At 40.0% G+C, this 21,581-nt stretch carries 28 protein-coding genes; 3 read left to right on the forward strand and 25 right to left on the reverse strand.

Translation table 11 applies throughout. The features are described from left to right. Positions 1-179 precede the first annotated feature (179 nt). The gene (locus tag D6855_RS16700; RefSeq protein ID WP_158589503.1) at positions 180-338 is read right to left on the reverse strand and encodes a hypothetical protein; all 159 of its coding nucleotides are present in this window, start codon (positions 336-338) and stop codon (positions 180-182) included. Between the two features lie 164 nt (positions 339-502). Between D6855_RS16700 and D6855_RS09545 the strand changes: the two genes are divergently transcribed. Beyond that, positions 503-1,855, forward strand: a complete 1,353-nt coding sequence (locus D6855_RS09545; RefSeq protein ID WP_120740421.1) for a lectin like domain-containing protein — start codon at positions 503-505, stop codon at positions 1,853-1,855. 17 nt (positions 1,856-1,872) lie between these two features. On the opposite strand, the gene D6855_RS09550 is transcribed toward D6855_RS09545, so the two are convergent. The 24 genes from D6855_RS09550 to D6855_RS09665 all read right to left on the reverse strand — a co-directional run bounded on the left by D6855_RS09550 (position 1,873) and on the right by D6855_RS09665 (position 19,774). Further along, on the reverse strand, positions 1,873-2,262 hold the full coding sequence (locus D6855_RS09550; RefSeq protein WP_199712432.1) for a cupin domain-containing protein: 390 nt from the start codon (positions 2,260-2,262) through the stop codon (positions 1,873-1,875). A 47-nt stretch (positions 2,263-2,309) separates the two neighbouring features. Further along, entirely contained in the window at positions 2,310-2,918 is a 609-nt protein-coding gene (locus tag D6855_RS09555; protein WP_120740426.1) for an AraC family transcriptional regulator, read from the reverse strand. Continuing rightward, the gene (locus D6855_RS09560) at positions 2,918-4,003 is read right to left on the reverse strand and encodes an Acg family FMN-binding oxidoreductase (RefSeq protein ID WP_120740428.1); all 1,086 of its coding nucleotides are present in this window, start codon (positions 4,001-4,003) and stop codon (positions 2,918-2,920) included. The genes D6855_RS09555 and D6855_RS09560 overlap by 1 nt, the downstream gene beginning before the upstream one ends. Positions 4,004-4,193: 190 nt before the next feature. Beyond that, positions 4,194-4,565: a YccF domain-containing protein gene (locus D6855_RS09565; RefSeq protein ID WP_120740430.1), complete on the reverse strand. Its 372-nt coding sequence runs from the start codon at positions 4,563-4,565 to the stop codon at positions 4,194-4,196. A gap of 11 nt (positions 4,566-4,576) precedes the next feature. Further along, positions 4,577-4,762 carry a hypothetical protein gene (locus tag D6855_RS09570; RefSeq protein WP_120740432.1) on the reverse strand — a complete coding sequence of 62 codons (186 nt, stop codon included), beginning with the start codon at positions 4,760-4,762 and terminating at the stop codon, positions 4,577-4,579. A gap of 170 nt (positions 4,763-4,932) precedes the next feature. Next, positions 4,933-5,529 (reverse strand): hypothetical protein, encoded by a 597-nt coding sequence (locus D6855_RS09575; RefSeq protein ID WP_158589504.1) that lies wholly within the window; start codon positions 5,527-5,529, stop codon positions 4,933-4,935. A 59-nt stretch (positions 5,530-5,588) separates the two neighbouring features. Next, a complete protein-coding gene (locus D6855_RS09580) occupies positions 5,589-6,935 on the reverse strand; it encodes a serine hydrolase domain-containing protein (RefSeq protein ID WP_120740435.1) in 1,347 nt (448 codons plus the stop codon). Positions 6,936-6,959: 24 nt separating this feature from the next. Beyond that, complete coding sequence (locus tag D6855_RS09585; RefSeq protein ID WP_120740437.1) at positions 6,960-7,730, reverse strand: CPBP family intramembrane glutamic endopeptidase; 771 nt, start codon at positions 7,728-7,730, stop codon at positions 6,960-6,962. A 120-nt stretch (positions 7,731-7,850) separates the two neighbouring features. Next, complete coding sequence (locus D6855_RS09590) at positions 7,851-8,399, reverse strand: hypothetical protein (protein ID WP_120740439.1); 549 nt, start codon at positions 8,397-8,399, stop codon at positions 7,851-7,853. Further along, complete coding sequence (locus tag D6855_RS09595) at positions 8,392-9,135, reverse strand: AAC(3) family N-acetyltransferase (protein ID WP_026512230.1); 744 nt, start codon at positions 9,133-9,135, stop codon at positions 8,392-8,394. The genes D6855_RS09590 and D6855_RS09595 overlap by 8 nt, the downstream gene beginning before the upstream one ends. Before the next feature lie 93 nt (positions 9,136-9,228). Beyond that, positions 9,229-10,557, reverse strand: coding sequence for a sensor histidine kinase (locus tag D6855_RS09600; protein WP_120740441.1), 1,329 nt, complete (start codon positions 10,555-10,557; stop codon positions 9,229-9,231). 336 nt (positions 10,558-10,893) lie between these two features. Beyond that, positions 10,894-11,142 (reverse strand): DUF6796 family protein, encoded by a 249-nt coding sequence (locus D6855_RS17170; RefSeq protein ID WP_120740443.1) that lies wholly within the window; start codon positions 11,140-11,142, stop codon positions 10,894-10,896. 7 nt (positions 11,143-11,149) lie between these two features. After that, positions 11,150-11,401 (reverse strand): hypothetical protein, encoded by a 252-nt coding sequence (locus D6855_RS09610; RefSeq protein WP_243111855.1) that lies wholly within the window; start codon positions 11,399-11,401, stop codon positions 11,150-11,152. Beyond that, positions 11,367-12,116 (reverse strand): LytR/AlgR family response regulator transcription factor, encoded by a 750-nt coding sequence (locus D6855_RS09615; protein ID WP_120740447.1) that lies wholly within the window; start codon positions 12,114-12,116, stop codon positions 11,367-11,369. The genes D6855_RS09610 and D6855_RS09615 overlap by 35 nt, the downstream gene beginning before the upstream one ends. A 107-nt stretch (positions 12,117-12,223) precedes the next feature. Next, positions 12,224-12,559: a DUF3795 domain-containing protein gene (locus D6855_RS09620; protein WP_120740449.1), complete on the reverse strand. Its 336-nt coding sequence runs from the start codon at positions 12,557-12,559 to the stop codon at positions 12,224-12,226. 101 nt (positions 12,560-12,660) lie between these two features. Beyond that, positions 12,661-13,698, reverse strand: a complete 1,038-nt coding sequence (locus D6855_RS09625; protein WP_120740451.1) for a phosphotransferase enzyme family protein — start codon at positions 13,696-13,698, stop codon at positions 12,661-12,663. A gap of 12 nt (positions 13,699-13,710) precedes the next feature. Beyond that, positions 13,711-14,529 (reverse strand): 4Fe-4S binding protein, encoded by an 819-nt coding sequence (locus D6855_RS09630; RefSeq protein WP_120740453.1) that lies wholly within the window; start codon positions 14,527-14,529, stop codon positions 13,711-13,713. A 177-nt stretch (positions 14,530-14,706) separates the two neighbouring features. Further along, complete coding sequence (locus D6855_RS09635) at positions 14,707-15,060, reverse strand: RidA family protein (RefSeq protein ID WP_120740455.1); 354 nt, start codon at positions 15,058-15,060, stop codon at positions 14,707-14,709. A gap of 130 nt (positions 15,061-15,190) precedes the next feature. Next, positions 15,191-15,784 carry an ATP-dependent Clp protease proteolytic subunit gene (locus D6855_RS09640; protein ID WP_120740457.1) on the reverse strand — a complete coding sequence of 198 codons (594 nt, stop codon included), beginning with the start codon at positions 15,782-15,784 and terminating at the stop codon, positions 15,191-15,193. A 110-nt stretch (positions 15,785-15,894) separates the two neighbouring features. After that, entirely contained in the window at positions 15,895-16,581 is a 687-nt protein-coding gene (locus D6855_RS09645) for a DUF2461 domain-containing protein (protein ID WP_120740459.1), read from the reverse strand. A 35-nt stretch (positions 16,582-16,616) separates the two neighbouring features. Next, on the reverse strand, positions 16,617-17,402 hold the full coding sequence (locus D6855_RS09650; RefSeq protein WP_120740461.1) for a class I SAM-dependent methyltransferase: 786 nt from the start codon (positions 17,400-17,402) through the stop codon (positions 16,617-16,619). Beyond that, the gene (locus D6855_RS09655) at positions 17,395-18,177 is read right to left on the reverse strand and encodes a nitroreductase family protein (RefSeq protein ID WP_243111856.1); all 783 of its coding nucleotides are present in this window, start codon (positions 18,175-18,177) and stop codon (positions 17,395-17,397) included. The genes D6855_RS09650 and D6855_RS09655 overlap by 8 nt, the downstream gene beginning before the upstream one ends. A gap of 239 nt (positions 18,178-18,416) precedes the next feature. Then, positions 18,417-18,890, reverse strand: a complete 474-nt coding sequence (locus D6855_RS09660) for a hypothetical protein (protein ID WP_199712433.1) — start codon at positions 18,888-18,890, stop codon at positions 18,417-18,419. Continuing rightward, the gene (locus D6855_RS09665) at positions 18,878-19,774 is read right to left on the reverse strand and encodes a class I SAM-dependent methyltransferase (protein WP_120740463.1); all 897 of its coding nucleotides are present in this window, start codon (positions 19,772-19,774) and stop codon (positions 18,878-18,880) included. The genes D6855_RS09660 and D6855_RS09665 overlap by 13 nt, the downstream gene beginning before the upstream one ends. A gap of 876 nt (positions 19,775-20,650) precedes the next feature. On the opposite strand from D6855_RS09665, the gene D6855_RS09675 reads away from it, so the two are divergent. Together D6855_RS09675 and D6855_RS09680 are read left to right on the forward strand one after the other, a co-directional pair. Further along, complete coding sequence (locus tag D6855_RS09675) at positions 20,651-21,106, forward strand: pyridoxamine 5'-phosphate oxidase family protein (RefSeq protein WP_120740467.1); 456 nt, start codon at positions 20,651-20,653, stop codon at positions 21,104-21,106. Next, the gene (locus D6855_RS09680; RefSeq protein ID WP_120740469.1) at positions 21,099-21,539 is read left to right on the forward strand and encodes a MarR family winged helix-turn-helix transcriptional regulator; all 441 of its coding nucleotides are present in this window, start codon (positions 21,099-21,101) and stop codon (positions 21,537-21,539) included. Before D6855_RS09675 ends, D6855_RS09680 begins: the two co-directional genes overlap by 8 nt. The last annotated feature ends 42 nt before the right edge of the window (positions 21,540-21,581 follow it).

Below are 21,581 nucleotides of genomic sequence, written 5' to 3' on the forward strand. Positions count from 1 at the left end.
TAGACACTGACTTTCGTTGCATTTAGTTTAAGAAAAATTTTAATTGAAATATGTTGCGTTTACTTTGATTATTTACCAATTTAAAAAACCCTCATTAATCATACCATGAATAATGTACTCAAACGAAATACAAAAAAGGACAGGCACAAACTTGTACCTGTCCAAAACATTAACCTATATCACTCTTCTTCATCTCTGGCAGCCTTAAACGCAACAGCCATAACAAATCCAAGGCTAACGCCGATCGCTACGCTTTTAAGTGCTATTCCGTAAGTAATTCCCCAAATTACCCACATTGCTAATGGGAAGAGCCAGTTTTTAATTCTATTCATCTTCATATCTTCTTCCTCCTTTTTATTCCCGCGTTCTATACTTAGGTACTTTACTGCAAAAATAAAAACAGGCCTCCAATTACACGGATTAAGGTCTGTTTTACACTTCATTTTGTCATTTTTTCGCTTATAATCTATAATTTTCTATAGAATCTCGTGGAGGAAATGGTATGAATAGAACTCGTGCCCTGGCCAAATACATGGCCTTGTTATCAATAACATCTGTTATTCTTTCTGCATGCGGAAACTCTGCGCCCAATACGCCTGCTCCAGCATCACCTGAAGCAGCACCCGTGGCTTCAACCGAGCAACCCGCCGACGCATCCACCTCTTCCTCAACCCAGGAACTCTCCACCAAGAACAACAGTCTCATCAAGCACCATTACACTGAGCATGAATACAACCATGGCTCCGAAGGCTACTATAACCTTGCTGACGACGTGGACTTTGAGCTCACTGCTCAGCTTAGCGGAACCTGCTGGATCTGCGCTTCAGCCAATGCCATGATGACCGCATACCAGCTGGATCACGACGACAAGATCGAGCTGGACCAGCTGGACCTTCTAAACATACTCTACAACGACGATAAGGAAGAAGGCATCTTCCTCACTGAGGGAACAGATAAAGAAAAATACGGCGGTTCAGGCCATTTTGTAGCCTGCGAGCTCTCCAACGGATTTGACGATTACCTTGTGCTGGACCACGCCATATCTGCCAAAAACTGGACCATGGATGAGTATAAAGACGGAATCCGCAAATGCGGCGGTCTCTATATCGGAATCCCAGATCCAGCCAGCAAAAAAGGGACTTACGACGGTTACTTTACAATGAACTGTCCAGCCCCTAGTGATGGTGATTTTGACCATTCCATCGTTGTGCTTGGATGGGATGACTCTTTTCCCAAAGATTACTTCCATGAGAAGGCTACGCAGGACGGCGCCTGGATCACCTTCAACAGCAATTACCCCTTAGGATTTTTCTATATTTCATACGATACGCCCTTCGACCAGGTCTACGATACACCGCTGTTCCTGTCAGTGACCGATGAATATTCGAAGGTTTTGTCCCATGACTGCGGTCCTTATTTTACAGAGCCGGTAAAGACAGGCGATACAACCACCGCCGCCAATGTTTTCAAGGGGAAAGGCTCTCTCTCAGCCGTTGGAACCTTTGTAACCTCTGATGACATTGACCTGACTGTACAGATCCTAACACCAGACTTTTCAAAGTGCCTCTATACTCAAGATGTCCACGCAGACCTTGCAGGCTACCACGTATTCGATCTGGATGAGCCTGTAGATGTTGATGAATACGCCGTTGCTATCACTTACCCCGATGGCGTTCCTGTTGAAGGACAGGACTTCGAGCTTGATACAGCGCTCTACACCCACTTTACAAGTAAGCCCGGCGAATCCTTTATTCAGCTTGGCGATGAGTGGCTCGACCTTAGCGATGAAGCCACCTGGAAACAACTTGGATGCGAGACCAATAATGCCTGCATCAGAGCTCTATACAAAGACTAATCCAGCCCCAAAGTCCATCAGCACAGCGCTGGCATGAACTTAGCAAACAGATACAATCCTTCATCCCCTGCGTGCACCTCGTGATGCACCTTGGTTGGCATGATTGAGATAACTCCAGGCACATACTCGATTTCCTGGCCATCATTGATGCAAACACCCTTACCGGCGATGACTTCGTGAGTCTCAAGCTGTGGATCGTGGATGTGGTCAAGGATACTCTTTCCAGGAGCGATCCTTACCAGGTGGAAGCTATATGCGCCCGCTGTCTCTTTTCCCGTAACGATGTGCTTGAGTTCCACGCCTTCAAAGGTTGGATGCTTGGACCATGGAATCTGGGCAAAAGAGCTTTTGGCTCCGGGAATCTCGAATCTACCATTGTTAAATGCTTCAAATACTGTGTTTTTCATAACGATTGTCCTCTCTTTCTTGTTTATAGGACAACCTTATCAAAATCTCACTGTCCGGCATTGGACAAAATTGCGGAGTTTGCATACTGCTCCGGAGAAATCCCCACCTGCTTCTTAAATACGCGGTCCAAGTGGCTCTGATCGCAAAATCCCACCATCAGCGCAACATCAACGACCTTGTATCCCATCTGCAAAAGCTGCTGGGCCTTGCGGACGCGGCACTGCATCTGAAACTTATGGGGCGTAAGCCCGTTTTCATCAGAAAATTTACGGATCATGTGATAGGAGCTGATGTTGACCTTCTGAGACATCTGATCGATGCTGAGCTCCAGCTCTGGATTACCAATGATCTCTCTTTTTATAACGTCAAGATCTCTTTCCGCCCTGCCGCCTTTTGGTATACAGGTGGTGATCATGGAATATTGCTTCGTTACCGGTGCAATTGAATGCTTAACATCCGGAAGCACGGTAAAATACTGCCCTTCCGCACACTCAAGCTCCTCACCGTCTATCCGAATCACGATCTTACCTCCTGTCACGATCCCGAACACATAGTGCTCCACATGAGTATGTGGCGGATACGTGATCCGCACATCCTCAAGGCTCACAACCTCTATGCCTGTTGATCTGTCCGAAATAAACTTAAGTTTCTCCATTATTTCACCCTGATATAATCTTTCAAATCCCTGCGAATACCGGCATTTGCGCCGTAGTTCTTAACATATCCGACTCTCAGAAGCATCTGAGGGTACTGGGATAAATTTATGGCCTTTGTCAGATGCGCTCTAGTTTCTCTATCTTCAAGCACATAGCTCATAGGCTGCACAGATACTCCCCTTGCAGTCATCTGAAGCCAAAACCTGACAGTCTCTTTTCCGCAATCAATAAGCGCTTCCTCGTCATCTCCAGCTGATACCGTCACGAAACAGTTGCAGCCCTCAAGCTGCCTGTCTGTATTATCAATGCCCTGTTTGGCAAAAGAGTCCCCTTTGGCCGATTCGTGATCGGTAAACAGGTAATATATCGCCTTCTTAATTCCCTTGAGCCCCAGCTGCTCTGCTGGAAGACCATCCTTGTAGTCTATGGCCTCATCTTCAGACAAACGAAGCCACTCCGACAATTCCGAAGCCACCTTCTCGTCATATGCCTGTTTCTCATAGGCCTCTGCAGTGGCTTCCTTGATAGTATCATACTCCTCAGACCCAGCTCTATAATAACAGATATCAGCATCGTCTATGGCAGCCAGCAGGAAATCATCAGGAATAAGCAACGTTCTGTCGAAAGGTGCTTTCTCTGTATGTCTCTTCTTTATCAGCTCAATCTCGTACTCATCCACGGTTTCACTGCTTTTCTTATATGTAACTACCATCTTTTTGTCAAAAGAGTCGTACTCGGTCTTGCACTGATATCCATAAGCCCCAAAAGCCCTGGTCAGTGTCTCTGTATAGCATCCAAGGGATATGTACATCTCTCTGCCCTCAGGATCAACCACCGAAAGCTTGCGCTCAGGATCCACCTGGATCTCCACAATCTCTTTTTCCGGATCAACATCAATGACCCAGCTCTGAATATTGTGAGAGCTTGGCGCCAAAGCCGCCAGGTAAAACACCTCCTGAAGCTCCTCAGAGAGCCCCTCTACAGTTTTATCAGTATTAACGTCTACTTTCCTGCTCCCAAGCCATAATGCGGTAGCAACCGTAGATATGAACAATGCAAGCAATATAATAATTCTTATTTTCATTTCTACATCCTCCGAAGTCTACATTACACCACAATAAAAAAACAGACCTTTCCGTACACGGATAAAGGTCTGTTTTGCACTGTATTTATGAAACGCTATTTATTCATGGTGATACTTTTAAACAGCAAATCTTTACCTTAAAGTTGTCGCCAAAAAAGCGACAATGTGTCGATATATTTTTTCTGGCTCCTTAGAAATGTACTCTCACAACCTTTGTTCCAAAAGGGAAAAGAGCTACTCTAGCTATCTTAAAGAACTGCTTTCCAAATGGTATTCCAACTATGGTAATGCACAGAAAACATCCAATTAGTGCGTTTGCAAGAGCAAGTTCAATTCCGGAAAAGCAGATCCAAAGTATGTTGAGGAGCAAAGATACCGCTCCACCTTCGTCTACAACCTCTTTTCCGAAAGGGTTCAACGAAATGGATGACAGCTTAAAGCACTGGAGCCCTACTGGAATTCCTACAACCGTGCAGCACCAGAGAAGTCCTACAATCCACCATCCGATTGCGCTAAGCAACCCTCCACATATTATCCAAATTATATTTCCTAAAAATCTCATTTTTTATCTCCTTAAAACTCATCATCAAAGTCGTCCGTAATAATATCGTCCTCGTCATTATCAACCCCTGTAGACAGACCATTGTTATCCTCAAAAAATGTGTCGTTTATAAACGCCCACTCCGCGCCACTGATCTTGCCATCTCTATTAAGGTCAAATGCAGAATGTCCAAATAATCTATCCATAGGTCCTTCCATGCCTCAATCCTCCTTAATCATAAATCCTCTCTTTGGGTGAGTTGTGTCGATCTTATATTAATGATAAATCCGGACCCCTTTTGAGAAAATGATAGAAATAGTAAAATAACCGGCTTATTTCGCCATTAGTAAAACCTACTACAAAAGCTCTATTTCTTGCTTCTCTTTAGTTACGTGGAAGCTTTTTTATTTGCACTTGCAGTAAAGATGATTCTTCCTACACACATAGATATAACAGTTATCACATTCCATATCACAAGATACAGCCTAAACTCGTGCGGCGCAGAAATCAAAAGAACTACATATATGATTGTAGTTATTGCACCCACTAACATATTAGGCAAACGAAGCTTTGGCATCCACTCGTTTACTAATTGCATGTCACTTACAAGATATATACTGCCAAAGAATAGATAAGAAACAATCTCGCCAATATGCAATGTCATAAACAGCCAAAATGCCATACTCACATATCCTTTGTCTGCTTTTAAGAGAGTAAGGACTATTCCTGATATTACAGCACATATAGCATTCATCATAATTCCACCATATGAACCCAATACATGCTGTATAGGTTTTTGCTTCTCCCACTTCTCGGCATCTACTGGACCAGGTGTTGAAAAAAAGATATACGGTTTAACCTGAACCTTCCACCAGTTGTTTCTTAATCCAAAACGATAATGCCAAATGGCATGTCCAACTTCATGTAGCCATACTACTGAAAACAAAACCACATATCCCAAAACATATAACAAAACGTATTTCATACTTTCCTCCCCAAATGTCTCTAATAAATAACTAATATCGTCCATAAAACCGAAAGTTATTATATTTTCATCAGACTCCATAGGCTACAACACCAATAAGAGCAGATAGCAAATGCTAATATACTAATGATCATCACTCCAAAGCTATAAGGCATCCAAACAAACATGAACCTGTAGCTGATATGCGAGATTATAGGAATCATGATCAGCACAATCAAAATCAATATCACTCCGCACAGGCATAGCTTCTTTCTTCTGTATTTCAACAGCAACGCGATATACAGGATAAAAAGTATGCCCATGACAAGAAGAAAATCTTGAAATTCATGGTTAGACACACAAAGCCCGATTCTTGCATTCACCCCCATATGCATCCCATATATACCGTCGGCTATTCGTGTGGCGATATCCCCGGCAGAAGCAGATAAAACAAAAACCCCAAGATCACGTTCTCTCGAAATAATGACCTGTGTACTGTAATTAGGGTTGTTTCCTCCATGGTGTACAGTTCCCGGATATATATTCCAGCCTGCATAGTATTTGTTCCTGCGTGGTATCGAAAAAGAGTCAAAATCAATATTACACTTGACATATCTCATCCATTTGACCAGATCAACAGTATCCGACGCAAGGTAACCTGCTGCAGTATTTCCATAATAGGTTGGAGCATCATATTGCCACGTTGCAAAAAAACCGGCTTTGCGCCCCGGAAAGATGCGCTGCCTGTCAGAGTCTGCAATTCTAAAAAATGACTCATTCATTCCTGCATCTTTTAGAACGGTTTCAGTAATATAATCCTCATATTTTTGCCCTGTAACCTTTTCAATAACAAGTGCAAGAACATCATAATTGATTGTTGCATACTCATGAACTTCGCCTGGGGTGTGAGCAAGCTTAACATCAGCAATCTTTCTGACAGTCCCTTCTAAGGTTGTCTCCCCTTCGCTTCCCTCTGGGATAAGTGATATTGTCCACACCGGAATACCACTTGAATGATTCATAAGATGCCTGACTGTGACCAGAGCATCGGAGTCTTTATACTGTGGTCTGAACCAGTCTATATAGTATGTGACAGGCGAATCCAAATCAATCAAACCTTCTTTCTCGAGATTAAGGATTCCGAGCCCTGTAAATGCTTTAGTCGTCGACCCAAGTTCAAACAGCGTATGCTCATTCACAGTTTTCCCATCGATGTCACAGTATTCTAGAAATATGTCTTCATCGCCATCAATTATTCCTACAGCAACAGCCCTGTTATGTGTCATTCTGCAGATTCTGTTTATATATTCCTGTTCATTTTGCAGGGAATATTCTTTTGAATCATAATGCAAAGCAAAGAAGACAGCCGCTGTAATTATCATAATTATTAGGAGTATTCTTCTGAAAATTATTTTGCTAAGTTTCACGACAATGATCCTTTTTTCATAATTCTATTTCACACCCCTTGCTTTACAAATGCCTGCAATTATCACGATGTATACCACTGATAAAATAACATAGAACCATATATCAACTTGCAGGAAGCAGTACAGAAAATTGAAGCAAAAATGTATTACTATGCCATAAATCAGGTTGTCATGCTTTTCCATAAAAAAGTTCATAATAAAGCAAAGTCCTGTCATTACAACAACGTTGGAAATGATGTATGGGATCATTTGAATTCCCATGTAATCTGAATCGACAAACCATAATACAGTATGCCAGAACGCCCAAATTACACCCTGTACAACTGACGATTTAAAAAAACTATATTTCCCGTTTAAATATGGTCTAATATACCCTCGCCATCCTGATTCTTCTCCGGTAGGACCGGTTGTAACAGAGAATAAAAAAGATGCCCAAAATGGATATACTCCAAGACTCCAATATGTTCCAAAGGCTCTGCCCTGGATCAGGGACAGCACAAAAACAGTGATCACAGTTGCTGCTATGGTAATAACCGCAGATGCAAATAACGACAGCAATGACATTCTCACGCCAAAAGCCTTTTTATAGAACCCTGTAATGGTCACTCCGGGACAAAAATACCTAAATCCCTTAAGGAGCACTATGGTCGGTGACCAGGCACATACATTAGACAATATACGCATTACTACGGGCGGACAGTGAAATACCATACTTGCTGTTCCACATATTCCGAGAACCATGCACCAAAACACAAGATAGCTTAAAACTACGTACTTTTTAATTTTCTTTTCCATTTTTTCCTCTCTATCTACCACATATCAAATACGAAATCCAACAATAATTTACAGCAAAATAAAACAGACTCTCCCAGTTACACTGATTTGAGTCTGTTTTTCACTGCATATTACTCCCCATTATACTGTATCTTCCTTAAGAGCTTCTGTGATATTATCATCCTTGATCTTGCTGATACTGAAAGCCATTCTATAACATGGTAGTACTTTTTTCCAGAAAACTAAGCCGTTTATAATAAATAACACCCCAATCATCACTCGGGCTGCCACTTCAGGGCATATGAGCCTGATGCCGTTCATATCCCCGCCTCCTACAAAGCCACATATCACGCTGAGGTAGAGCGGATCCAGGAATAGAAGCGCTATTGTTATGTAGTACATGCATGCAAGTATCAATTTATTTTTTGACCTGCAGATTCTCTTTGCCAAAAGAACCCAAACATATCCCACAAGCAAAGTAGCTATCGCACCTACCAGGCAGAAAATGCCAAGTTCATTATCTGTCATCTTTTCACGATAGACATCTATCTGCATGCCTATCCCTGAAAAGATGATCTGCTTAAATACGCCAAAAGAAGCGGCGCAGATAAGGTGAGCACCCTCATGAACCACATAGTACGTAACTATTGCAACTACTATGCCTATATATTGTCTGAACCGTTTATTCATTTTTCATACCCCATAGACCGTAAGGATCTTGTCTTAATTCATTTTCATATAAAGAAACTACAGACCATATATCAAAAAACATTGCCTTGCAGTCGCCGATAAAGCTTTCTCTGATAAGTCCATTTTCATAAGCCATATCCTGTATTTTGTACCATGCCTTTACAGGTGGATGCCCTGCTTCCATAAACCACTCCCCCGGGGGATATATTCGATTTATCTCCTCATTGGGTTCAAACCTCTTATTGATATCCTCCGGTGTGATACTTTCCACGTAATGCATCGCTGTCAATTTATATATATCAACTCCCAGCAAAAGAGCCTTTCCTCCATTGTGGATTGGATAATCGAGGCCGCTTTCCACCGCCTTTTTTCCGTGCTTTCCCCAACCGGAAGTGCTGATCGTATCTGTTCCCGTATAGGTGTCTGGCATTTTCCTGAATGTATCAGCAATTATTCCCATGGCTGTCCTGTCTGCATCAGCTGGAAGTACTTTTATTTTCACCGTAACACCAAGCTTTTTATCTTCCTCAGATAGCGGCAATTCTGGGCTTAGGCGTAGTGCAGGCATGAAAATACTGCCCTCTGTTGTAACAAGCTCTTTTAACGTATCTATCACTGTTTCTGCACCACCCTCTAGTTCGCCGAAACTGCTTAGGGAAGAATGTACCTCCAAGGTCATCCCATTTTCTATCCCAAGTGCTTTTAGTGATTCTTTTAGTTCCTTCTTCGTAACCATAATCAGTTTCTCCCCTTCACAATACTATTATCCCCCAAAAATAAAACAGACCACCCCAGTTTCACTGATATAGGTCTGTTTTACACTTATTCTTTAATTTATCAGCATCCTGACCTTAAAAGTCTTCTCTTCTGCTATATATCTAATCTCGCTATCCGTCTGATTTATAAAGTTAAGAACACTTCTAGTTCCTATTCCATGCTCTTCCTCAGTATTAAACGGATGTCCTTCCTCATCCAGCTTTACTTCCTCAGCGCATGAGTTCGTGATCTCAAACAGAAGCTGACTTTTATACCTTGCCGTGATGTCAATCCGTCTCTCACTCTCAGGAACTTTTTCGCAAGCATGGATAGCATTCTCTATAAGGTTACTGATCACTATGGCAAGCTGCATCTCATCCACATTCAGATTTGCAGGGATATTAGCAGATATATTTACCTTTATATTCTCTTTTTCGGCCATAGACAGGTAATGTGTGATTGCCGCATTAAGTGTAGTATTCTCGCAATATCTTTTTACAGAGTGGGGTTCCTGTTTGAGCCTCTCATTAAGACAATTCAGGGCTTCCTGCGTCTTGCCATCCTGTAAAAGAGTTTGAAGAAGAGCCTCAAAATGTCTTCTGTCATGACGCATGGCTCTGTCCTGCTGCATGATGCTCTCAGAAATAGCAAGTCGTTCCCTCATGGCTTTGGTTGCAATCTCCATAATAACCGCATCTGATTGAAGCTTTGACTCATTTTGCCTTGCTTCCATCTCCATTTTCATGAGTCTTGTGTGTTTTTCAAGAAATCCAAAGACAAGTATGTTAATAGCTACAAGAACCACCATAAGTTCAGTATATTGGGAAAGGTTATATTCCTCTCCTCTAAGATATCTGTTGCCATCAAGAAACAAAATAATGATAGTAGCGATTGGCAGTACAACATATGGAAGTATTTCCTTATCAAGCCTCTTGTCCTTATCCGTATTTCCGAAAAGACAGATGACTCTGACCACAATAATCTGCAAAGACAAGATAATTCCATAGCTCTGAGGAGTCATAAAGTCATAGTTTATCCTAACCACATCCATACTCTGAACGCCTTGAACATAAATCGTGATGAATACTTCAATTACGCTCTGGGCAGCAATATAGAAAATGAAATATATTATGCCTCGAATATTAATAACTTTATAGCAAATGAATAATGGAATGAGGAATGCCAGGTATGATGCTATCAGATTTATATAAATCACTCCCAGCGTATTGGCGTAAAAGAAAGACAGCACAGTTAATGCATATATCATAAATACGAGAATCCTATGCTTCTTAAAGAATTCTCGCATCACGTAAAAACTCAAATGCATGGTATAGTACAGAAAAAGAGCTACTATATCCCCTAATAGCAGCAATGTATATGGATTGGACAAAAGGTCAGCCATAACTAATCCCCCCTTGATACTATGTATTTCTAAATTATTATAGCATCGTTAATTTCTCCGGTCTTTCAAAATACCATTTCAAGTTCCAGGCAGTCCACTTGTTAAATGCTGTTTATTCGAAGTCCTCTCCGAATTTACCAAGAAGTAAATAAGTGCACTTTTATAGAATTTCCCATTTCCAAAAAATCAGATTCTTTTCCCTCATTTCCTAAACCTCTTCTATCATCTATTACCACTTCGAGTTTCCTGATTATGAATATTGCACCCAATAAAAAACAGACCCTTTATTACACTTATAAGGGTCTGTTTTCACTTATTTTCATTCTTCAATAATCCTCATAAACAAATGAGTGTCAACAGCCCATATGCCGCAAGCCCCAGACTCGCAGCACAGCAGCTTGGTGCATCAATGAAGATCTCAAGCTTCGTTGCTCTAAAACAAAATCCAACAAGTTGAAAGACAAAGGGATTAAGAATCACACACCACAGCGGAGCATGAATATATCCAATAATAATCAGCACTATGACTGCAATCGCAGGTATAATGACAAGCATTGAATACAGTGTAAAAAAATCATTTTTCATTCCCCTCTTAATCAATAATTTTTTTTGGCCATTTGCAGATGCCTACCTCAAGTGCCCTTTCTTCTTTAAGATGAAAATCTGCATATTTACAATACCAGCAGCCTTTTATACTTGGAATAGCATCCTCTCTTGGTGTATATACCGGGCAGATATCCTCCGGCCATACACTGCCATCCGTTTTAGGGATATCATACTTGTTCGCTTTGTTATCCATTTTCAACTCCTCATAGCCTATAATCCATGTACCTGTCCCAAACATCTGAATATCTACTCTTTGTTACAGGTATCTGTTCTCCACCACGAAGCGTTATATCAGTTTTTGTCAGCTTATCAATTGCTGCTATGCTGACAGCTATTGATTCATGGCATCTTATAAAATCTTTACCAGGATGATTCTCAGCAAGATATTCAGCAAAGCCTATCCTTAATGATGGCGTTGATATGACTTCACCTCTATCCATGTGATATGAGATCACATGGTTGCGATATTCAATGTAAAGTATCTCGTCCAGGCGCAGTGTCTGTATGCCACCTTTTATCTTTATGCAAACGGTTTTATCACCCTCAGATTCCACGCGAGAAATAGCCAGGTCCAGCGTTGAAAAAAACTTCTCTTTTTCTATTGGTTTCAATAAATAATTGATAGGATTTACATCAAAAGACTCCAGTGCATAAGAGCTCTCAGAAGTAGCAAATATAATCTGGGCATCCGGCTGATTCCACCTTAGTTCTCTTGCTGCCTGTATTCCGGTAACCATTGGCATAACTATATCCAGAATATAAATGTGAGGTCTATAATGTTCGCACTCTTCTAAGAGTGTATCCGGGTGATCTAATATTTTAACCAGCGCTTTAATGGATTTTCCCTCTAAATACTCCTGAAGAAGTGCATTAACCTTTTCACGATCAGACTTGTCATCATCACATATCGCTATACGTAAACCAAAATCCCCTATCAAGTCCTTATTATCCATAAACCCCCATGTCTTAGCTATATTTCATGATACAAAGTAATTATATCACTCACTATCAGAGTTCTTTTTTCCCATTCCAATGGCCATGCCAAGAAGTATGCCTAACATCATCTTTTCTCAAGTCTACGCTTTGCATCAGGGTTATTACTAATGATTTTAGATACCTTTGAACAATCTTTTATTTCGATACAGTCCCCACAAGTCTCAATATTCTTCCGCAAAGCGCATTGTCTGATCTGACACATTGACTGACAATATGGAGACTTCACCCCAGTGAGCCTGCAACCCACACAATTAATCATGTCAGGAGTTATCTCTGCCCCATAAAACTTTGACCACTCTTCTGCCACCTTTTCTCTCAATTTGTTATCATCAGTAATTGTAGCGATACGAGCCTCACATTGTTCACAATCAAGTCCGCAAAAAGCAATATAATCTGTCATGGTATATCTCCTTTTTCATTTATCAACATTTTTCTTTATTCTATCATTCCGATAATAAAACAAAACCAAATTCACTTATTTGAGTCTGTTTTTCACGTATTCTAATTCTTTACCTCAAAAGGTGATTCGACATCAAAAATATCACTGTAAAAGCCAAACCAGCTAAGACCCTCCACAAGGCACTTCACATTGTAGCTTTCTTCCGTATCGAAATCGAATTCCTTACCGGCAGCCTTCATTATCTCAAAGACGTCAATGATATTTTCCATCAATACTGCATTGACCATCAGATCCAGATGCTTAAGTTCTTCATCGGTTATGGTACACTCGGTCCGGTATCCATTAATAACTGTCTGCATATATTTTTCCATATATGCCCGTCTTTCATTTACGTCATTATTCCAGGCAATCCACCCAAGACCATGAGACCATAAATTGGCGATATCATACAAATACCAGCAAGTACGGCAGTTATCAAAATCAAATACATTGATTCTCCCTGTATCATACTCAATGTTATAGTTTCCATCGCTATAGTCAAAGTGGACCATTCCATAGTTTTCGGAGTTCTGCGGAAGTTTGCGCAGTTCCTCCAGGATTTCATGCAGCCTGTCTTTTACCCGACGCCCCATCTTCATATGTAAACAAAAGAAATCATCAGGTATAAGGCTCTCGAAATATTTTTCATTGTACTTCTCGAAGAAATCAAACCGTTTATGAATCGGTCTGTAGCCCTTTGAAAGAGCGTGTATTTTCCCCAAAGCCTTGCCTGTAAGATAGAAGTACTCATCTATCGGAACTCCATCAATATACTGGTAACCATGATCAGCTATCTGATCACCTTTTGCAGCCTCAAACATGGTCACTGCCATCCCATCGATAATTTCAATGCGATTTTCCTTTTCTGAAGGAATGGAATCTGCCACGCTGGCTCCACCTTCAGAAAGATAATGCACATACTCGATTTCTGCCTCATAATCCTCAATACTTCTATCTGAAAGAGTAGCCACTCTGAGTACAGAATCAGTTCCAATCATAAATACCAGATTCCTGCCTCCTTTATGCCCGGGGACTTCCTTGACAGAAGCAGTATCGAAACCGTAAAGCTGTGCTGCTTTGATTAAAAGATCTTTTCTCATCTTTAAATATCCCTACAATGCTCCTTTGGGACAATTCTTTACGCATTCAAAGCATAAAATGCATTCTGTAGCATTTTTTCTTTTTCTCGAATTATCCGTGATATCTACATCCATTGGGCATACTTTTTTACATCTGCCACAATCAATACACTTGGTCTTATCGCACTTAATTCTAAGAAGTGAAAAGTAGCTCATTGGCTTTAAAAAAACTGTAACCGGACAGATATACTTACAGAAGGCCCTATTATCCTTAAATACATATGCCAGAATAATTCCTACAAGATAATAGGCAATATTACCTATAAGAAAAGCCCAAAACATAATCCTTTCCATGTTTGTTGCTCCCACAAGAAATAGCAACACTACAAATATTAATGAGGCTGCAAAAGTAATATATCTTATCCACCCTATCCTTTTTCTTGGCTGTTGCGTTGTTTTATATGGTAGAAAATCTAAAATCATTGCAGTCCAACATGCAAAACCACACCAGCCTCTGCCAAAAATAAGAGGCCCAAATATTTTCGCCACTGCATAATGAATGGTCGCTGCATCAAATACACCTATAAATAGGTAGTACCAAAAGCCTTCTATCTGCATATTTTCATTGCCAATAAAGCCTATATATATCAGCATATATAGTCCGACCAACAGCTGAGCAACCCTCCTGGCATTTTTATAGTTCTTAATATATAGAAATACTCCTATCGCAACTGAACAGCCAATATAACTAAAATTGAATAGATAAAATATATTATCCATTGCCAGCCAGCACGATATTGCAACAGATTCAAAAACAAACAACAAAAGAGCTGGCAACCAGTACTTTTTCATTCTCTTAAATCTCCTCTTGTCTCCTCAAACTTCGAAATGATGCTTTCCAAAATCATACCAGCCCTCGATCTTGGTTGATGTGAACTTTAGCAGAGTGTAATCAGGATCCGTCTTCCCTAAAGGATAATAAAGCAAGTCCCTTTTTACACATGTGTTTCTATATGTACAAATTTGAATTTATCCTTTATAAGCAATTGCATCAATCTGAAAACGAATTCCTTCACGAATGAAATCGGATGTAAATGCTTTTCTCACAGGATAATTACCCGCAAATCTATCTTTTAGTACTTCCGGTAAATAATTTAAATCATTGATATCTTTAAAAAGGCAATCCATTTTTATAACCGATTCTAAGGTTAAGTCTGCCATCTGTAATCTTTTCTCTAATGTATCAATTGCCCCGTGAATTTGCTCTTCAATTGTTTTACCTTCGTTTCCCATACAATAGCCAATAAATACATAATCCCCAGCTTCAATTATAGTCGAATCTGCCCAAAACTCGTCGGTCTCAATTCTATTAATCGCTGACATTTTCCTCTCCTTTACAAATCGAAATTTGAATTATTCTATCAAGAGCAACACAAATGTAAAAAGGGAGTAAATCAATCACCTTTTTCATAATAATCCCTCCATTTGTATCACACATTAGCAATAAAGCTTCTTAAATACGATGTTCAATAATTTTGTCTATCAATCCAAATTCAAGAGCATCTTCCGATGACATATAGTTGTCGCGCTCTGTTGCATCCACAATTTCTTCAATACTCTTTCCAGTATTTTCAGCTAAAATAGCATTTAGTCTTTTCTTTGTCTTCTGTAATTGTTCTGACACAATCAAAACATCTGTTGCCTGTCCCTGGACTCCATTTCCATGAATCGCCGGCTGATGTATCATTATCTCTGCGTTTTTGAGTGCAATTCTCTTCCCCTTAGTTCCACCAGCTAATAAAAAAGCCCCAAAGCTTGCAGCAAGGCCCACACAGATAGTAGATACATCACATTTTAAATATTTCATGGTGTCATATATTGCAAACCCAGCCGTTATAGAACCTCCAGGACTATTTATATATAACTGAATATCCTTACATGGATCCTGTGATTCTAAAAACAGCATTTGAGCAACGACTAAATTCGCTGTTACATCGTTTACTTCTTCGCCTAAAAAAATAATTCTATCGGACAGCAGCCTTGAATAAATATCGTAGCTACGTTCGCCTCTTCCGGTTTGTTCAATCACGTATGGTATAGTACTCATTCCAATACTCCTCTTATAAGTTCCATGGTCTCTTGTCTGTCAGCATAGAGTGACATCATATCAGTTAGGCAGCTACACCATTGAATGTATGAAACGCTGCAGATCTGCTTCTATTTATGTTTGGGCATTGCAAATCCGTATAGTGCCCTATTCAAGTAATCATTAAACGGCTTCATCTCCATAAATATTCTTACCGCTTCATCAATGAATTCATCAGCATCCAGTACCAATTCATCAAATACCGGGTATTCCAAATACCAGCTTTTATTTTTTAGATACTTGGCACAAGGATGATTTATGTCATATCCCAGTGGAACCTTTTTTAACGCAGTCCCCTTAACAGAAAATAACGAGCAAAAAGTATCTTTTTGTAGTATTTCATTCCACTCTTCTGGATTTGCAGTAATATAATCCCGTATCATTTTCGTTGCATCCTTAAAAATATCTGCAAACAGTCCACCACCAAAAAAGGATTTATTTCCAGGACTTACATACACATAATATCCTACTGGAATAGGCTGTTTTCCACCCGCACTTATATGTGCGCGAAAAGCAGGATTATATGGTGATTTATCATGACTGTACCTTGTATCTCTCACAAGCTTAAAAGTTAAATCCTTTGCCTCATTATGAATAATGCTTGCATCTGCTTTTCCAATTTCATAAATCAATGCTTGAATTACATTTTCAAATTGCTCTGTGGCTGAATGCAGCATATCTTTGTGAGCATGATACCAAGATCTGTCATTGTTCTTCTCAAGTTCAGATAGATACTGCAATATAATCGAATTATTCATCATGTTTTTTCCTTTAGTACCCTTATAATGAGAATTTATGCCTTGAGCTCGTACAGGCGATATATCTTTTTGTAAAGCTTGCCTGTAAACAGTAATTTGAAGACTAACTTTTCAATTGGCGTAAGCTCTTTGACCAGCGCGGCAGGGGTGAAGCTGTGCTCTTTTACAAATCTGATCCGAAGGCCATTAGTCATGCTCTCGATATCATTTATTCCATACAGCTTTGTAACACCAACATCATTTACCGGGTTTTTATATTTTGATGCTTTGGCTCCGAATTCAGTATAGGCATCCATCAGGATATGAAGTTCCCGATACTTTTCGGCAAACGCTTTTAATAAACCACGCATCTGGCTGTTGGTAAGATACATACTAATTCCCTCAAGGACAATAATGGCCATATCGCAATCTGATAGCGTTCCTATCTGCTCAGGTCTTGAAGCATCCAGAGACATCATATGATACGTTGCATTTTCCTGAAAATACTTCTTGCGAATCTCAATAACATCTGGAAGATCGCAATCCACCCATTCTGAGCAGGGAGTTTTTACTCTCATATGCCTGCTGTCAAGTCCACACCCAATATGAATCACTAACGCATCTTTGTTCTGTTTCAGCATGCAGGCTGTCCAGTCGTCAAATACACGGGCTCTCATAGCCATATTGTAAGCCAGCCATTTTGACCTGGACTTTCCACGAATTGGGAAAGCTTCTTCTTTCCATATTTTCTCAGCGAAGGGATCATTCAGAATAATACCTTGTTGACTCACCTTTGATTTTCCATACAGCGGGATATATAATGTTTTATTCACTTCATTCATGCAATTTTTCTCCCTGTAAACTACAAAGTCTGTACTTGGCATTCAGCACCAATTCTTTATCACCACCCGCATCTGAATAAAGTGTTTTCTCAAATTCAACACCGTTATACTCAAGGCAAATATCCATAAAGCAGATGAAAATCCCTATATCGATTCGGTTGTAAAATGAAACCTTATCGGCAGGCATAATCCCTCTTTTTCCGGGTTTCATGTATCTGTAAACCGAAAGCTCACCGTTGTTCTTTACAAGCCACGGTTGAGAATTGCAGGCACTCGGCGCAAACCTGACAATATCACTCACACCCGGAATCTGTTCGCCTTCCCATATTTCCTCAGCGCTCTTTCTTTTGCTCTTAAACATATCCTTACGATATTTAGAGCCATCACTGATTTTACGGACAGAAAACATTATGACGAATTCCATATCCTCAAAGGGTTTTTCTTGTGTTTTGCCTATTCCGAACCAAAGCGCTCCGATATTTCTGGATACCAGATAAAGATCGAGTTGCTCCCCGAGATAACCAATGTTTTGCAGATAGCCGTCTTTCTTTTCACTATAAAGCAAAACGCAGTATTCTCCACCTCGTTTGCAATTAGTCTGCTCTTCAGGAACAATACGAATGGCGGTTTTGATTCCGGGATTCAGAGGAATAAATGCTGTATATGCATTTTGTATATCATCAAGTTCAGCTCCACTGATTGATTCGTTCCCGACATTTCTGAAAATATGAAATGACTTTCTTTTATAGATCATTTCATAAAGTGTTTTGTCCAATAATAATCACCTCCACAAATTCCGGTTTTACTAGACCTCCGTAAATTGGATTTTTGCTTTATAGGAATGCTAAATGATATTGGGCTCATGATTTCTTTTTTGGTAAAATACGAATCCATCCTCAATTTTTATGATACGATAACCTAATCTTTTGTAAAAAGCATTTGTCCGCTCATTCCAGCATGGGGTATCCAGATTAAACTCAGTATCACATGGGAAATCCTTTTCTATGCATTCCATCAAACGAATTCCGTAACCTTTTCTATCTGATTTGCCTCTGCTTTGACAATATACATTAATGGTTTTTGACTAAGCACACGTTCAAGAGGCACCCAGCCCAGGTATTCTGGATGATCTCCAGTCAGAGCTGTCAACTTTTCGATTTCCAGATAGTCATCGATTCGGACTACGTCCCACGCATGAATCACACGGCCGTCCCCTAAACTTATGCCACAATGTCCCCAGTTGACCGGGCCGTTTTCGCCCTGACACAGGCAGTTATAGAAAACAAACGCGCCTCGCTGTGGCACTCCGTCCCGCAACGCGTCCTTGTACAGTTCGCAGGATTCCTTCGCAGAATCTCCTCCGAATATTTCGATATTATTGCTGATTTCAAGTGCGTCCTCGATAAACGCAAGACACCAGCCTGCATACTTTGTGCTGCCAAGTTTGCTTTCAGCCCAATGAATCATATTCTCTGTCAGTTTCTCCATCTAATATTCTCCCCTTGCACAGCAAACACATACTCCACTCCAACAGGTGCAGCCATCGGATGTTCAGACGAGTTTCTGTTATAATCCGCAAAGTACTGCTCTGTCATATCTTCACTTCCAAGATGCTCCGCCACCTTAAATCCGCATTCAGATAAAAGAGCTTCCATTTCCGCAAACGAATACTGTGCTTTCATCTGCTCTCCTGCTCCACTGGCCAAAGTTTTATTCACCTTTGTTTCCTTGCTCTCATCGGTAGATGGGAAATCAAAACATATCGCAGAGTCTGCCGGCATAATACCTGAAACAAGCCGGATCAGCTTTTTCCACTCATCCTTTTCCAGATAATAGCTGATTCCCAAGAGGCTTCCGTATGATTGTTCAGAAGTATTAAAGCCCTTTTCAAGCAGTTTTTCTACCCAGCTTTTATCAGCAAGGTCACATGGTACATACTTCGCTGCCGTCTTTAATCCAGCATTGTCAAGTCGCTTTTTCTTATCATCTAATATGTCTGGCAGATCCAGCTCATATACCTGAACAGCCGCATTTTCATTTCTGAGTGAAAAAGTATCATAGCCCGAGGCAAAGATAATATACTGGCCACATCCTGTTGTAATCTCATCCAAAAGCTTTCTCTCACAATATGCGCTTCTTCCAAGCACGGATGAAGATAATTGCTTATCGACAATAAGCCTAAGCCCTTCTTCTTTCGTTCCTTCAAATCCCGGAAGAAAAAAACTAATTCCCTTCATCATGCTTTCCGCAATCTGATCGAAATCATCTCCCAGAATCGTTTTCGCCATACTATCAGCAAAAATGTGTGTTTTATTGTTCTCAAAGTGGTATGCCCTTGCGAAGCAGCTCACTTTAGCCGTTGTATTGTCCATAACCGACTATCTCCTATATGTAAAACGCCCTCTAACAGCTTTTTCTTCCAGCTCACGCTGAGTCATTTTGTTCTTTCCCCGCAGTTCCTTAATAACCGCGCCTGTTACATATTGGTTTATATTCGTTCTTGACCTCCTGAAACCGATCAAAAGAATCCATGGAAAAATCGGTGAAATTACTTCTGTCTGCCAGTTTGATTTCAATATTGACTTCCAAGTATTGCTTTTCTCCTTTCAGTTTTTCACGAAATAATAAATTAGTAACTTCATGCATTTTATCGCAGAATAAAAAAGCAGCCCCAAATTCACTTATTTGAGCCTGTTTTTCACTTACATTTTCATAATGTTCAAAATTACTGTTTTGGTATTTGTACCACTCTTCATCTATTTTTTGAATCCAACCACTTCAAACATTCGCCTACTCTTCTCATTAAAGGAATAGATATTTGCCTTTACAGTGTCCATTCCTTTTTCTTTCGCAAGTTTAAACATATCTTCAACGAATCGTCTTCAAATATGCTTGTTCTGATACTCTTTACATACCACAATGGCAACTTCGACATTATCCCTAAGTGAAACATCTCCGTGGGGGTCACCGGCACCTTTAAGCCGAGAATTTATGATCGGGTAGAATTTATTGAGCAAAGACTATTCCCGGCGATTTTAAGCTGATGGGTTATCTATACCAAGGTTTTCCTTTTCATAAACAACTATTGCGGCATAATGTTTTACCGCAGACTTATCCGGACATAGTATTTTCGCATAAATGAAGGGGGTCATCATCCCGGAAGCAATTATTTTGTGAATAGCTTGACATGGCAATATTTTTACACTATATTAGTTTGCATACAAACTATATATGAGGAGAAAGAATATATGAATGATGTAATATCAATTATTGAAAAATCGAAAGCGGCATATTTGGCAAGTGTTGATGCAGAAGGAAAGCCGGAAATAAGAGCTCTACTTAATCTGTGCAATCCCCAAAAATACAAGGCTCTTATCGGAAAATCATTGATTCAGGATGGAGAGAAAGTAGAGTTGTATTTTACTACGAATACGTCATCAAATAAGATAACAAGAATTCGCAATAATCCTAATGTTGCAGTGTATTTTGCTGAACCTGAAAAATTCCGTGGGATATGTGTTTCCGGAAAAGCAGAAGAAATTGCTGATCAGAAATTGAAGGAAAGCTTTTGGCAAAGATCCTGGACAATGTATTATCCTCTTGGGAAAAGTGACCCGGATTATGCATTAATAAAAGTGACGTCTACCAAAATTGAGGGCTGGTATAATCTGGAAAAGCATTTATTTGGAGAACAAAATGATTAAGAAAACACGGGGTGGAACACTACTTTCACAGGTTCATCAGGTATGTGGCAGAGTGTGGAATAGATTACTTAGAGATCATGATATGTCAGACTTGGAAGGTGCGAGAGGAAGAGTTATATTTGCACTATGGGAAAATGATAGTGTCCCGATTAAAACCTTGTGTGAAAAGACTTGTCTTGATAAATCAACACTTACCGGAATCCTCAGTCGTCTTTTGAGAGATGGATATATCAACCGTGAAAGTGATGAGACAGATAGAAGGAGTGTTCGCATTTCTCTGACAGGAAAAGAACAGGGTCTTCTGGACAAGATTGAGCTTGTATCCAACGAGATGAACAAGGTCTTTTATAATGGATTTTCTGATGAGGAGATACTACAGTTTGATTCTTTTCTTGAACGAATCCTTATTAATTGCAAAAATGAAGAAAAATAGATACTGTTATACAAATAAGCTCCACCACTTCTATGCATAGAA

The organism is Butyrivibrio sp. CB08 (assembly GCF_003625485.1).
Classification (GTDB): domain Bacteria; phylum Bacillota; class Clostridia; order Lachnospirales; family Lachnospiraceae; genus Butyrivibrio.